Consider the following 13,118-nt stretch of genomic DNA (forward strand, 5'->3'; position numbering starts at 1 on the left):
CCGTGAGCGGCTCGTCCCCGCCGCCGCGCCCGAACACCAACGTCCCGCCGCCGCGCGCGTCGAACCCGCCCGCGGCGCCCGCCGTGCCCGTGGTGCCGCCCGCGCCCGCGGTGCCCCAGATCGAGACGCCCACGGAGACGCCGGCCGCCGCCGCCGCGGAGCCGGAGCGCGCTGCGCCTCCGCCGCTGCCGCGCCGTCGCTCGCGCCGCGCCGTGAAGACCGAGGACGACACGATGCCCGCGTCCGAGGGGCAAGTCGCGCTTCCGGACGACACCGCGACGCCGGCACCGGAGCCCGTCGCCGAAGCCGCGCCGCCGCCCGAGCCGCAGCCGGATGCGAGCGACGCCGGGGTCATCCAGCCGATGCGGATCCTTTCGGTCGGCGACGATCTGCCGCCCGTCAAGGTTTATTCGGAGCCGCCGCCGGCGATGCCTGCGGCGGAGGCGGCGCCGAAGCCGCGGGGCTCGTGGGTCCCGCCGTCCAAGCTCCCCGCGGACGAGGTCGTCGAGGAGGGCTGGACGCCGCGCCCGCCCGAGGTCGCGGCCATCACCGCGCAGTTCGCGGCCGAGCAGGCGCAGACCGTGGCGTTCGCGCCGCCGCCCGCGGCCCCGCCGCGCCCCGTGATGGATACGCCGGTCACGCCGATCGAGAAGCTCGAGGCGGCCCCGCGCGCGAAGCCGCTCGAATCGGCGCCGGAGCTCGTGGTCGAGGTGGCCGAGGAGGAGGCGGACGAGGAGCTCGTCTCCGCCGTCGCCGAGGAATCGCGGGCGGACGAGGTCGAGGCGATCGAGGAGATCGAGCCCGAGCGTGTCTCCGAGTCCGAGCGGAAGGCGTCTCCGCCGTCGGACGCGCAGCAGGCGGCCGCGCCCAAGAAGCCCCCGCCGCCGCCGCCGCCGCCGAGGCGTCAGGCGCCGACGGTCCCCGACCCCGGCGTCGTGCCGGCCACCTCGGCGACATCGCTCCCGCCGCCCAAGGCCCCGCCTCCGCCGCCTGCCGCCGCGCAGGCGACCCCGCCGCCTGCGGCATCGGCGCCTTCCAAGCCGCCGAGCCTCCCCGAGCCGAGCCGCCGAAGGCAGCGCCCCTGGTGGGAGGACCTCTTCGACGACGACATGATCCGCACGATGGATCGCACCGACGCCAAGGTGATCCGTCGCGAGGCCGATTTCATCGAATCGTGCCTCGGCCTGGAGAAAGGCGCGACGATCCTCGACCTCGCCTGCGGCACGGGCCAGCACGCCGTCGAGCTCGCGAGCCGCGGGTATGGCGTCGTCGGCTACGACCTCTCGCTCAACATGCTCGCGCTCGCGGCGGACGAGGCGCAGGGCCGCGCACAAAAACTCAATTTCCTGCAGGGCGACATGCGGGAGATGGCGTTCGACCAGGTCTTCGACGGCCTGTATTGCTGGTCGACGAGCTTCGGCTATTTCGACGACGAGAAGAACCTCGACGTCCTGCGCCGGATGCACCGCGCGTTGCGCATCGGCGGCATCCTCGTGCTCGACATCATCAACCGTGATTACGTGGCGCCTCGCCAGCCGAGCCTCGTCTGGTTCGAGGGCGACGGCTGCGTGTGCATGGATGAGATGCAGGTCGATTTCTTCTCGAGCCGCCTCAAGGTCAAGCGCACGGCCATGTTCGACGACGGCCGCGCGCGTGAAATCGAGTATTCGATCCGCCTCTACGCCTTGCACGAGATCGGCAAAATGATGCACGACGCCGATTTCAAGGTCGTCGAGGTCACCGGTCATCCCGCGCATCCGGGCGTCTTCTTCGGCTCGGAGTCGCCGCGGCTCGTCATCGTGGCCGAGCGCAAGTGAACCTCGAAGCGGCGCTCGGTCAGGCCCTGCCGAACCTCACGGTCTCGGCCTCGCCGGTCGATCGAATCGCGTACGCGCGTGACCTCTGGCCACGCCACCACCTCGCCGTCTCCGACGGCCGCATCGCCGACCACCGGCCGGGCGTGGTCGTCTGGCCAAACACCACGGAGGACGTCGCCGCCGTCGTCCGCTTCTGCGCCAAGGAGGGCATTCCGCTCGTTCCTTTCGGCGCGGGCTCGGGCGTGTGTGGTGGTGTTTTACCGGACGAACGCACGGTCGTCCTCGATCTGAAGCGCCTCGACCGCGTCCGGCGGCTCGACGCGGAGGCGGGCGTGCTCGACGTCGAGGCCGGCGCGCTGGGGATACGGCTCGAAGAGGATCTCAATGCCGCGGGCCATACCCTCGGGCATTTTCCTTCGTCCATTCTCTGCTCGACCGTCGGCGGCTGGGTCGCCGCCCGCAGCGCGGGGCAATGCTCGGGGCTCTACGGCAAGATCGAGGACATGGTCGCCTCGCTCGAATGTGTGGTCGGCGAGGGCGAGATCGTCCGATTCGATCGCCGCCTCCACGGGCCCGACGCGACGCCGCTGATCATCGGCAGCGAGGGCGTGCTCGGCGTGGTCACCTCGGCGCAGCTCCGGCTCCACCCGGCGCCCGCGGCGCGCGCGTTCGGCGCCTTTTCGTTCCCCACGGTCGAGGCCGGCTGGGAGGCGATGCGACAGATGTTCCAGAGCGGGATCCGCCCCGCGGTCGCGCGCCTGTACGACGTGTTCGATTCGTTCATCGCCCGGCTCGGCTCGGTTCGTCGGCGCAAACATGCCGGGCCGAAAAAGACGCTCGAAGAGCGGGGCGAGGGCGCCGGGTTTGGCGCGGCCGTCCTGCGGCGGATCCTGCGCCGTCCGGGCGTGCTCAATCGAATCGTGGATGCCGCCCCCTCGGATTGGCTCGGCGGGGCCACGTTGATCCTGGTCTTCGAGGGGCAGGCCGCGGAGAGCGAGGCGGATCTCGCTCGGGCGAAGCAAATCGCGCTTTCGAGCGGCGCGCGTGACCTCGGCGAGGGGCCGGCGCGGCATTGGCTCTCGCATCGGTACAGCGTGAGCTATCGGCAATCGCCGGTCTTCATGGCCGGCGCCTTCAGCGACACGATGGAGGTCGCGGCCCCGTGGTCGCGCCTCGGCGAGCTTTACCGCGCGGTGCGCGAGGCGCTCGGCAAGAACGTGTTCGTCATGGCGCACCTCTCGCACGCCTATCCGGACGGCTGCAGCATCTATTTCACGTTCGCCGGCAGCGCGCCCACGCCCGCCGCGATGGAGTCCGTCTACGATTGGACCTGGCGCACCGCGCTCGACGCGGCCATTGGCGCGGGCGGCACGCTCTCGCACCACCACGGCGTGGGGCGTAGCAAGGCGCCGCGCCTCGGGGCCGAGCTCGGGCGCGGCATCGATGTCGTGCACGCCCTGCGGCACGTCCTCGACCCGCGCGGCATCATGAACCCCGGGAACCTTTTGCCGCGCGACCCGCCCGAGCGCCGCCCCGTCCCGCCGCCGCCCCAAAGCCCCACGCTCGACCGCGCATCGCTCCTCGTACACGCGAGCGGCGAGGCCACGCTCGCCGAGGTGGAGACGTTTCTCGCCCGGTCAGGGCTCACGCTCGGGCTCGGCAGCGGCGCGCCCGACCTCACGAAGACGACCGTCGATGCGTGGCTCTCGCGCGGCGCCCCCGGCGCGCCCGATCCATGGCTCGATCCGGCCGATCACCTCGTCGCCGGCTTCACCGCGCGTCTCCGCTCCGGCGCCGAATTCGACGTGCGCCCCTCTCCGCGCCGCGCCGTCGGTCCCGACCTCTTCGCGCTCTTCTTCGGCATGAACGGCCGCGCCGGCGTGATTCGCTCGGCGCATTTGCGAGCGCATTCGAAAGATCCGCTCACCCGCCCGCGCCCGCTCGAAGCGCGCCTCGAGCGCAATCCGCCGCTCGGCGAAACCGAGGCGGCCTGGATCGACCGAATGGCCGAGGCCGCCGCGCGCATCGATTGACGGAGACGTCCCTCAATAGGGGACGATCACGTGGTACACGAAATCGTATTCGACCTTCGGCGCCGGCACGTCGCGGAAGCCGAGGTGCATCTCGCCGCTCGCCTGCTCGTAGGCGCCCGTGCCGCCGGTGATGGCGAGCTCGGACTCCTCCGTATCGAAAAACGGCCCGGCGACCGAGATCTGACCGTCGGCGAGGAACACCGTCCACTCGCACTCCCAGGACTTCCCGACCTCGGTCCGGAGGCAATACCCCTGGTCCGTGCCGACCTGGTTCGCATTCGCCTTGTCGAACACCGGATTCGCGAACGTGAGGATGTCGCCGACTGAATCCATCATCGCCGCGTCGGTGTGCGTGACGGTCTCGTTGTCGGCGTGCTCGACGAGCTCGATCGTCCTCGTGACGTAGTCCGGCGCCGGCTGGCCGTTGCTCTCGTCGCCGCAGCCCACGAGCGCCGCGGACGCGACCACGCAACCCAGGAAGAATGCTTTGCGCATCGTGTTCCTCGCCTCGATCAGCCGGGCGGCCACGCGAGCGGCCGTCCCCCGAGCACGTGCACGTGGACGTGATGCACGGTCTGCCCCGCGTGCTGGCCGTGATTGATGACCACGCGGAAACCCGAATGCAAAAGCCCCGCGTCCTCGGCCACGCGACGCGCCGCGACGAGCAGCTTGCCGAGCACCTCGGCGTGCTCGGCGGTCACGTCGCCGATCCCCGTGATGTGCTGCTTGGGAATCACGAGGACGTGGATCGGCGCTACGGGGTTGATGTCGTGGAACGCTACGAGGTCATCGTCCTCGAGCACGATCCTCGCCGGGATCTCTTTCTTCGCGACCTTGCAGAAGATGCACATCTCGTCCTCCCCGGATGCACGAAGCTCGCGTTATCGCTCGGTCGCCCCCTCGGGTAAAGAAGAAAGACCGGAAGGCGCGGGGGAGGGCGCGCAAGATTCCGAGGGATCGTCCCGTTCGTCCGGATCATCCGGTTCGTCGAGGTCACAGGCCTCGTCCGCGGCGAGCGGGCCGCTCGACGTGAGCGCAGCGAGGTCCGGCGCGAGCTTGCGCAGCGTGTCCTCGATACGCGCGCGCACCGGATCGTCCTCGCCGAGCGGCGCGAACGCCTTCTCGTCCGGCGGCGTCGCAGGCGCGATCGCGCCCGCGCGGCACGCCAGGGCGTAACGAACGATCGAGAGCTCGAGCTCCGAGAGCGTCGTCGTGCGGCGCAGGTTCAGCGAGGGGACGACGTACGTGAAGGTCGCGCCGCCGTCCTTCTGTTCGTCGATCGCGACGATGTGCCCGCGGCGCGCGGGATCGCTCTGCGTGACCTCGGCGATGACGCTGCGCAGGAGCTTGGCGCGGCGGCGGACGCGGGCCGCCTCGGGATCGGTGTAGAGCGCGAAGAAGCGATTGCGCGAGTACGTCCCCGGGACGAGCACGAGCGCGACGAGCAGCGCCTCGAGGTCGGGCCGCGCGATCATTCGATCTCGGCCGGGCGATCCTCCGCGCCGCCCTTCTTCAGGAGCTCGGCCTGGCGATGCGTGCGCAGCGCGGCGATGAGCTCGTCGATGTCACCGTCCATGATGCGGTCGAGCTTGTGCAGCGTGAGGCCGATGCGGTGATCGGTGACGCGGTTCTGCGGGTAGTTGTAGGTGCGGATCTTCTGCGACCGCTCGGCCGAGCCGACCATCGTGCGCCGCTCGGCAGAGAGCGCGTCTTCCTGCCGCTTGCGCTCGATGTCGAGCAGGCGGCTCTTCAGCACCTTGAGCGCCTTCGCCTTGTTCTTGAGCTGGGAGCGCTCGTCCTGGCACTTCACGATGATCCCCGTCGGGATGTGGCGGATCTGCACGGCGCTGTTCGTCGTGTTCACGCCCTGTCCGCCGGGGCCGCCGGAGGCCGCGATCGAGATGTCGAGGTCCTTGTCGTCGATCTGCACGTCGACGTCGTCGGCCTCGGGCAGCACGGCGACGGTCGCGGTCGACGTGTGGATGCGGCCCTGCGCCTCGGTCGCGGGCACACGCTGCACGCGATGCACGCCGCCCTCGTAACGAAGGTGCGAGTAGACGTCCTGGCCCGTGACGAGCGCGATGACCTCTTTGTACCCGCCCGCCGAGGCCTCGCTCACGCTGAGGATCTCGACCTTCCAGCGCTTCGTCTCGGCGTACCGGACGATCATGCGGAAGACGTCGGCCGCGAAGAGCGCCGCCTCCTCGCCGCCTTCGCCGCTGCGGATCTCGACGATCGTGTTCTTCGCGTCGTTCGGATCCTTCGGCAAAAGCAGCAGCTCGAGCTCGTTCGCGATCACCTCGCGCTCGGCTTCGAGCTCGGGCAGCTCCGCGCGCGCGAGCTCGCCGAGATCGGGATCGGCGAGCACCTCGCGGTCTTCTGCGATGCGACGCTCGACGTCGTTCAGGCGCGCGAACTGCGCCACGACGGGCTCGAGGTCCGTGCGCTCCTTGTTGAGCTTCTGCAGCTTCGCGTGATCGGCGAGCACCTCGGGCGAGCAGAGCAGGTGCTCGAGCTCCCGGAAGCGCCGCGCCACGGCTTCGAGCTTCGCGATCGGCAACATGGGGTAAGGTCCGAGTTCAGACGCGCGCGCCGACGTAACCCGGGTCCGCGAGGAGTCGGCCGTAATCGGGGAAGACGCGGTCGGGCACCTCGGCAGGCGCGCTCGTGGCCGCGGCTTCGCGCCAGAGCGTCGCGCGGAGCGACGCGAGCGCCACCTCGAGCTGCGCGGGCTCGGGCTCCGCGGTCGTGATCTTCTGGACGAGGAAGCCCGGCCAGAGCAGCACCTGCAGCGGGCCCACCGTGCAGAAGCGCGCGAAGAAGCGCTGCAGCTCGTAGGTGATGGCGGCGATGAACGGCAGGAAGGGCAGCTTCATGAAGAAGAAGCCCACGCTCTGCGCGAGACGTCCGCCGGGGATCGTCGGGAGGAACGCGCCGATGGCCGAGAAGACGAGGATCGACACGAGCGCGACCATCACGAGGAACGTGGTGCCGCAACGCGCGTGGAGCGTGGTCTTCTTGGCCGCGTTCTCGACCGTGAGCTCTTCCTGGGCCTCGTAGGTCGAAATCGCCTTGTGTTCGGCGCCGTGGTACTGGAACACGCGGCGGATCTCGGCGACCTGCCGGATGAGCAGCATGTAGCCGACGACGATGAGGAGCTTCGCCGCGCCCGTGAGCGCCTGGAAGCCGGGCGAGCCGACGTCGAGGTTGAGCTTCAGGAGCTTGTTGATGCCCTCGGCGCCGGCCTGCGGTGCCGCGACGAACAAGCCCACGGCGAACAGGATCGAGATGAACCCGAACCCGCCCGCGCCCTTGCTGCCCGTGGACGGGGCCGCCTCTCCGCCCGAGGTGACGAGCGAGAGGATGGGCAGCGAGAGCGCCGTGAGGACGTTGCTCGCGGTCGGCGGCTTTTTCGCCGACTTCGGCTTGTCATCGTCATCCAAGTCTTGCTCGTAGAGATCGGCCGACCAGCGCAGGGCTTGCGAGCCGAGCTTGAGGGACTCGACGACGGTGACGATGCCGCGCACGAGCGGCCAGGTGCGTGGCCCTTGCGCGAGCGTGGGCGCGGCCCTTTCACGGACCACGAGCTCGCCCGAGCGTCTACGGCACACGATGGAGAGCGAGCGAGGGGATCGCATCATGACCCCCTCGATCACGGCTTGCCCGCCGATGTACGGGCGCGCGACTTCCTGGCTCATCGGGAAGACTCTAGCGCGGGAAGTACCCGAGTGGGAGGCGCCCCCCCGCAGAGCGGGCGCCCCACGGGGGGAGACCGGCGGAATGGGAAATTCCGCGCGGGATCAGGTCGCCTTTTGCGTCTGCGCGTACTTCTTGCGGAAGCGGTCGACGCGGCCGGCGACGTCCATGACCTTCGCCTTGCCCGTGTAGAAGGGGTGGCACGCGGAGCAGATGTCGGTGGTGAAGCTGCCGCGGGTCGAACGGGTGACGACGACCGAGCCGCAGGCGCAGTTGATCGTCGACATGACGTAATTGGGGTGGATGCCTTGCTTCATGGCGCAGGTCCTTCCTCCGAAGAAGGGCCGAGCCTCTTAGCACGCACCTCCCGGAGATCGCAAGGGACGGGATCTCGGGCCGGCAGGTTCTTCCGGGACGGGCCGGCTCGGGCATGGATTTTTCCGAGTTCTGCCAGCGCTTCCGTTGACGTGGAGGGGGGTGTGGTTACTTTCGACCCCGAAGCGACCCGCGAAGCCGGAGCGACTCGAAAAACAGGAAGCATTTCAGAGGTTTCCGGCTCATCTACGTAGCGTTTTCCAGGCAGGCTCTCCCTGGCCGCTCTGCCTCGCATGCGCCGAATTTCGTGCGCGACCGTCTCGGAGGAAAAGGTTCCATGGGCAAGATCATCGGCATCGATCTCGGCACGACGAACAGCGTTGTCGCGGTGATGGAGGGCAAGGAGCCCAAGGTCATCGTCAACGAGGAGGGCTCACGGATCACGCCGTCGGTCGTCGCGTTCGACGACAAGGGCGAGGTGCTCGTCGGGCAGATCGCGAAGCGCCAGGCCGTCACGAACCCCCTCAACACGATCTACTCGGCCAAGCGCTTCGTGGGCCGCCGTTTCGAGGAGGTGACCGAAGAGGTCAAGCGCGTCCCGTACAAGGTCGTGAAGGGCAAGAACGGCGACGCCATCATCGAGATCCGCGGCAAGCAAAACTCGCCGCCGGAGATCTCGGCGAAGGTTCTGCAGAAGCTGAAGAAGGCAGCAGAGGACTACCTCGGCGAGAAGGTGACCGAGGCGGTCATCACGGTCCCCGCGTACTTCAACGACTCGCAGCGCCAGGCGACGAAGGACGCCGGTCGTATCGCCGGCCTCGACGTCAAGCGCATCGTCAACGAGCCGACCGCGGCCGCGCTCGCGTACGGTCTCGACAAGAAGAACGACGAGGTCATCGCGGTCTACGACTTCGGCGGCGGCACGTTCGACATCTCGATCCTCGAGGTCGGCGACAACGTCGTGCAGGTCATCTCGACGAACGGCGACACGCACCTCGGCGGCGACGACGTCGACCACCTCGTGATGGATTGGCTGATCGCCGAGTTCAAGAAGGACACGGGCATCGACGTCTCGAACGACAAGATGGTCGTGCAGCGCCTGAAGGACGCGGCAGAGCAGGCGAAGATCGAGCTGTCGAACGTGCAGGAGACGACGATCAACCTGCCGTTCCTCACGGCCGACGCGTCGGGCCCGAAGCACCTGCAGAAGCAGCTCAGCCGCGCGAAGCTCGAGCAGATGATCCGGCCGCTCATCGAGCGGACGATGGAGCCCGTGCGCAAGGCGCTCGCGGACGCGAAGAAGACGCCGCAGCAGATCGACGAGGTCGTGCTCGTCGGCGGCTCGACGCGTATCCCGCTCGTGCAGGAGACGGTGAAGAAGTTCTTCGGCAAAGAGCCGCACAAGGGCGTGAACCCGGACGAGGTCGTGGCCGTCGGCGCCGCGGTGCAGGCGGGCGTGCTCTCCGGCGACGTGAAGGACCTCGTGCTGCTCGACGTCACGCCGCTCTCGCTCGGCGTCGAGACGCTCGGCGGCGTGATGACGGTGATGATCCCGCGCAACACGACGATCCCGACGCAGAAGAAGGAGACGTTCTCGACCGCGACCGACAGCCAGCCCTCGGTCGAGGTGCACGTGCTGCAAGGCGAGCGCACCGAGGCGCGGTACAACCGCACGCTCGGCCGCTTCCACCTGGAAGGCATCATGCCAGCGCCGCGCGGCGTGCCGAAGATCGAGGTGACGTTCGACATCGACGCGAACGGCATCCTCAGCGTGCACGCGAAGGACATGGCGACGGGCAAGGATCAGCGCATCACGATCACGGCCTCCGGCGGCCTCAAGGAGGACGAGATCCAGCGCATGGTCCGTGAGGCCTCCGAGCACGAGGCCGAGGACAAGCGTCGTCGCGAGGAGATCGAGCGGCGCAACAAGCTCGACAACCTCTGCTACCAGATCGAGAAGACGGTTGCCGACAACAAGGAAAAGCTGCCCGAGAGCGACGTGTCCGCGCTGAACGGCATCGTGGCCGAGGCGCGCCAGGCGATCGAGAAGCAGGACGACGCGGCCGTGCAGGCCTCGCTCGAGAAGCTCGAGAAGGAGATGCACCGCATCGCGAGCGTGATGTACGAGAAGGCCGGTCCGCAGGCCGGTCCGCCGCCCGGCAACGGCGGCGCGCCGCCCCCGCCCGCCGGTGGCAAGGGCAAGGACGGCGTCATCGACGCGGAGTTCGAAGAGGGCTCCTGATCCGTAAAAACGAGGACGCCCCGGCACATGCGCCGGGGCGTTCCTGAAGGAAAAACCCCGCGCTGCGACCAGCAGCCCGCGGGGTTTTTCTTTTTCGAGTTCAGTCCGCGGGCGGGACTTCGCTCGGCGGATCCGGGATGACGATCGTGCCGTCGTCGGGCGGAGGCTCGGGCTGCTTGGCCGTCGCCGTCGCGGGCGTCTTGGACGTGTTCGTCGTCGTCTTCTTCGTCGTCGTGCCCGTCTTGCCGGTGCCCTTTTTCGTGGTCGGGACCGGCGTGCCGAAGCTCGCCGTGGGCGAGGGGAGGGCGACCACGGCCGGCGGTTCGATGGGCTCGGGCGGAGGCGGCGCCGATGCGGCCGGGACCGGGCCGGGCGGGATCATGTTCGACCGGACCACCATGTACGCGATGCCGCCCGCGGCCAGGACGAACGCCACGCCGACGAACGCGAGCACGCGCTTGCGGCGCGAGCCGTCGATCTCGGGCGGCGCGGAGATGCGATCGCCACTGTCCACGCCGGGCGCCGTGATCGGCGCGGGGTGACGCGGGTAAGCCGCCTGCACGGGCTCCGGCGCCGGGGCCGAGGGCCGGGGCGGAGGCGCGTCGAGCAGGCCTGCGGGAAGCACGGGCGCGCCGAGGTCGGAGAGGAACGGATTCGCGGACGGCGCGAGGGGCGGCGTCGCGCTCACGCGTTGCGCGGGCGCCGCGGCGGGCAGCGGCGTCGCGACGGCCGCATGCACGCCGGACGAGAGCTTTGTCGCGGGCGCGGGTGTTACCGCTGCGGGTGCTTTCGCGACGACCCCGGGAGGCGCCGTGGAGACGACGACCGGCGGCTCGTCGTCGAAGTCGAACTCGAAGTCGTCGATGTCCTCGGAGGCCGGGCCGCGCGTCGTCGTCGTCGTATCGGCGAGGACCTCGACGTCGGCGGGATCGAGCAGCTCCGTCTTTGCGCGCTCGGCGCGCGGGGGCGGTTTTGCCGGGGACGCCGTGGCGCGCGGGGGAAGCGCCGGGGCCTTCGCGCTCTTCGGCTTCGCGCTCGCGGGCGTGCCGGGCGCCGAGGTCGGCGCGACGGGCGGCGGGCGGATCGACGCGGGCCGCGGAGGCAGCTCGCCGCGCATCGCTTCGGGCACGGAGGCGACCACGCGGGCGAGGGCCTCGGCGAGCTCACGCGCGCTCTGGAAGCGTTTGTTCGGGTCCTTGTCGCAGGCCTTGGCGAACCACGTGTCGAACTGGGGCGGGACGCCTTTCCAGACCTTCGAGGGCACGGGCGGCTCGGCGACCGAGATCTTGATGAGCAGATCGCCGACGCCTTCGCTGTCGAAGGGCAACTCGCCGACGACGCACTGGTAGGCGATGACGCCGATCGCCCAGAGATCGGTGCGATAATCGATCTCGGAGATGCCCTTGACCTGCTCGGGGCTCATGTAGTGCGGCGTGCCGATGAGCGTACCGACGTTGGTGCGCTGCATGGTGGCCTTGGCCGGGTCGGTCACCTTCGCGACGCCGAAGTCGAGCACCTTCACGACCTCGTCGTCCTCGTTGTTGCAGAGGAAGACGTTCTCGGGCTTGAGATCGCGATGCACGATGCCCGCGGCGTGCGCGCGCGCGAGGGCGCGGCAGACCTGCGTGATCACCTTGGAGGTCTCGCGCAGCGAGAGTCGACCGCGTTTGTTGAGCCGCTCGAAGAGGTCTTCGCCGTCGAGCAGCTCCATCACGATGAAGGGCTGCCCTTCGTCGATGCCGTGATCGAGGATCTGGACGACGTGGGCGGAGCGGAGCTGCGCGGCGGCGGTGGCTTCGCGCTTGAAGCGCTCGACCGCGTCTTCGCGCTTGGCGAGCTCGGGGTCGATGAGCTTGACCGCGACTTCCGTGTTGAGGGCGAGGTGGTCCGCGATCCACACGGCCCCTTGCGAGCCCTGCCCGAGGGGTCGGACCAGCCGGTAGCGGGTGCTGAGGACGCGGCCTGCCTCGAGGCTCATCAGGAACCCACAGAGTACGTGGCGCCCGGGGCAGATGTCGAGAGCGCGGCGTTCACCCCGCGGTCTCCTTCATGAGATCACGCCACGCTTCGTACGTGAGCTCGGGGTAGATGTAATCTCCCTCGAAGTTCGTGTGGTGCAGCATGCGGCGCGCCACGTCGAAGATGAGCTGGCTCACGTCGTCACCGGGCCTCGCGGCGGAGAGCTTCTCGGCGTCCTCGCGGATCATCGCGTGGTGACGCAGCGCGACTTGCACTTCGGCGCCGAGGCCGCGGCGGTCGAGCTGCGGGAAGACGGCGCGCTCCTCGTACGCCATGTGCCGCTCCATCGGGCCCTTGAGGAAGGCGACGAGGCTCTGGCGCTCCGCGGAGGCCGCCTCGCGCGACTCCTGGGAGACCTTCATCAGCTTGCTCGCCATCTCGCGCGCGCGGTCTTCTTCCTCGAAGAGCGTCGCGAGCATGCGGTCGTATTCCATGTCGACTCCCTGGACTAAATCAATTTGCCGCGAGGGTCGAGAGGCGATTCCGAAAGCCGACGTGTTCTAGTCCTCGGCCTCACGAGCCGCGTTTTTCTTCTTTTCCTCGGCCTCGGCGCGGGAGCGGGCGATCGCGGCCAGGCGGCTCGTGACGCCGTGCGCGACCATCGTGAGGACTTGCTTTTCGAGGGCGCGCGGGTCGTTCGGGTCGCCGCCGAAGGAGATGCGGCTCTTCGCGCTGGCCCCGCCCTCGACGCGGCCGATGACGGTGCAGCGGATGCGCAGGACGTCGCCCCTCTTCTCGACGACGTACTCCGTGATCTTGGCGCGGAGCGCGACCTTGCCGGATTTGCCGAAATCGGCCTTGCGGCTGGCCTCTTTGAGGAGGCCGCGCAGGGTGCGGGCGATCCGGTCGCCGTCTTTTCCTTCCGGGGCGTCGACGCGGGTCCACTCCACGGTGGCCTTGCCACGCGCAAACGCGCTCGAAGCGGGCGCGAGCGAGGCGGTCAAGGCGAGCGCGAAGGCGGCGATCAAACGAGAGACGCGGCGCATGCGCGGGAGG

At 69.3% G+C, this 13,118-nt stretch carries 12 protein-coding genes; 3 read left to right on the plus strand and 9 right to left on the minus strand.

All coding sequences use genetic code 11. From position 1 onward, the window contains the following. Both QHF84_RS39410 and QHF84_RS39415 read left to right on the plus strand, forming a co-directional pair. The coding region (locus QHF84_RS39410; RefSeq protein ID WP_281318716.1) for a class I SAM-dependent methyltransferase at window positions 1-1,817 on the plus strand (1,817 nt) is incomplete at its 5' end. Continuing rightward, complete coding sequence (locus QHF84_RS39415; RefSeq protein WP_281318717.1) at window positions 1,814-3,850, plus strand: FAD-binding protein; 2,037 nt, start codon at window positions 1,814-1,816, stop codon at window positions 3,848-3,850. The genes QHF84_RS39410 and QHF84_RS39415, both read left to right, overlap by 4 nt. A 12-nt stretch (window positions 3,851-3,862) precedes the next feature. Here QHF84_RS39415 and QHF84_RS39420 read toward each other — a convergent pair whose 3' ends face one another. From QHF84_RS39420 to rpmE, 6 genes are all read right to left on the minus strand, one after another. After that, window positions 3,863-4,345, minus strand: a complete 483-nt coding sequence (locus QHF84_RS39420) for a dirigent protein (protein ID WP_281318718.1) — start codon at window positions 4,343-4,345, stop codon at window positions 3,863-3,865. 17 nt (window positions 4,346-4,362) lie between these two features. Then, a complete protein-coding gene (locus tag QHF84_RS39425; RefSeq protein WP_281318719.1) occupies window positions 4,363-4,701 on the minus strand; it encodes a histidine triad nucleotide-binding protein in 339 nt (112 codons plus the stop codon). A gap of 30 nt (window positions 4,702-4,731) precedes the next feature. Next, window positions 4,732-5,325: a hypothetical protein gene (locus QHF84_RS39430; protein WP_281318720.1), complete on the minus strand. Its 594-nt coding sequence runs from the start codon at window positions 5,323-5,325 to the stop codon at window positions 4,732-4,734. Further along, complete coding sequence (gene prfA, locus QHF84_RS39435; protein WP_281318721.1) at window positions 5,322-6,413, minus strand: peptide chain release factor 1; 1,092 nt, start codon at window positions 6,411-6,413, stop codon at window positions 5,322-5,324. The genes QHF84_RS39430 and prfA overlap by 4 nt, the downstream gene beginning before the upstream one ends. 16 nt (window positions 6,414-6,429) lie before the next feature. After that, window positions 6,430-7,548, minus strand: a complete 1,119-nt coding sequence (locus QHF84_RS39440; RefSeq protein ID WP_281318722.1) for a DUF1385 domain-containing protein — start codon at window positions 7,546-7,548, stop codon at window positions 6,430-6,432. Window positions 7,549-7,650: 102 nt separating this feature from the next. Beyond that, a complete protein-coding gene (rpmE, locus tag QHF84_RS39445) occupies window positions 7,651-7,863 on the minus strand; it encodes a 50S ribosomal protein L31 (protein WP_136927255.1) in 213 nt (70 codons plus the stop codon). Window positions 7,864-8,198: 335 nt separating this feature from the next. Here rpmE and dnaK point away from each other — a divergent pair, with 335 nt between their 5' ends. Further along, complete coding sequence (gene dnaK, locus QHF84_RS39450; RefSeq protein WP_281318723.1) at window positions 8,199-10,103, plus strand: molecular chaperone DnaK; 1,905 nt, start codon at window positions 8,199-8,201, stop codon at window positions 10,101-10,103. 100 nt (window positions 10,104-10,203) lie between these two features. Here dnaK and QHF84_RS39455 read toward each other — a convergent pair whose 3' ends face one another. The 3 genes from QHF84_RS39455 to QHF84_RS39465 all read right to left on the minus strand — a co-directional run bounded on the left by QHF84_RS39455 (window position 10,204) and on the right by QHF84_RS39465 (window position 13,108). After that, a complete protein-coding gene (locus QHF84_RS39455; protein ID WP_281318724.1) occupies window positions 10,204-12,081 on the minus strand; it encodes a serine/threonine protein kinase in 1,878 nt (625 codons plus the stop codon). 52 nt (window positions 12,082-12,133) lie between these two features. Continuing rightward, window positions 12,134-12,556: a hemerythrin domain-containing protein gene (locus tag QHF84_RS39460; protein ID WP_281318725.1), complete on the minus strand. Its 423-nt coding sequence runs from the start codon at window positions 12,554-12,556 to the stop codon at window positions 12,134-12,136. 66 nt (window positions 12,557-12,622) lie between these two features. After that, window positions 12,623-13,108 carry a hypothetical protein gene (locus tag QHF84_RS39465; protein ID WP_281318726.1) on the minus strand — a complete coding sequence of 162 codons (486 nt, stop codon included), beginning with the start codon at window positions 13,106-13,108 and terminating at the stop codon, window positions 12,623-12,625. Window positions 13,109-13,118 lie beyond the last annotated feature (10 nt).

It is taken from the genome of Polyangium sp. y55x31 (assembly GCF_029946505.1).
Lineage (GTDB): Bacteria > Myxococcota_A > Polyangia > Polyangiales > Polyangiaceae > Polyangium.

Excerpts from the sequence above, each read along its gene's own strand:
- QHF84_RS39420 (WP_281318718.1), bottom strand. The coding sequence starts at position 4,345 with ATGCGCAAAGCATTCTTCCTGGGTTGCGTGGTCGCGTCCGCGGCGCTC.
- QHF84_RS39425 (WP_281318719.1), bottom strand. The coding sequence starts at position 4,701 with ATGTGCATCTTCTGCAAGGTCGCGAAGAAAGAGATCCCGGCGAGGATC.
- QHF84_RS39430 (WP_281318720.1), bottom strand. The coding sequence starts at position 5,325 with ATGATCGCGCGGCCCGACCTCGAGGCGCTGCTCGTCGCGCTCGTGCTC.
- prfA (WP_281318721.1), bottom strand. The coding sequence starts at position 6,413 with ATGTTGCCGATCGCGAAGCTCGAAGCCGTGGCGCGGCGCTTCCGGGAG.
- QHF84_RS39440 (WP_281318722.1), bottom strand. The coding sequence starts at position 7,548 with ATGAGCCAGGAAGTCGCGCGCCCGTACATCGGCGGGCAAGCCGTGATC.
- rpmE (WP_136927255.1), bottom strand. The coding sequence starts at position 7,863 with ATGAAGCAAGGCATCCACCCCAATTACGTCATGTCGACGATCAACTGC.
- dnaK (WP_281318723.1), top strand. The coding sequence starts at position 8,199 with ATGGGCAAGATCATCGGCATCGATCTCGGCACGACGAACAGCGTTGTC.
- QHF84_RS39455 (WP_281318724.1), bottom strand. The coding sequence starts at position 12,081 with ATGAGCCTCGAGGCAGGCCGCGTCCTCAGCACCCGCTACCGGCTGGTC.
- QHF84_RS39460 (WP_281318725.1), bottom strand. The coding sequence starts at position 12,556 with ATGGAATACGACCGCATGCTCGCGACGCTCTTCGAGGAAGAAGACCGC.
- QHF84_RS39465 (WP_281318726.1), bottom strand. The coding sequence starts at position 13,108 with ATGCGCCGCGTCTCTCGTTTGATCGCCGCCTTCGCGCTCGCCTTGACC.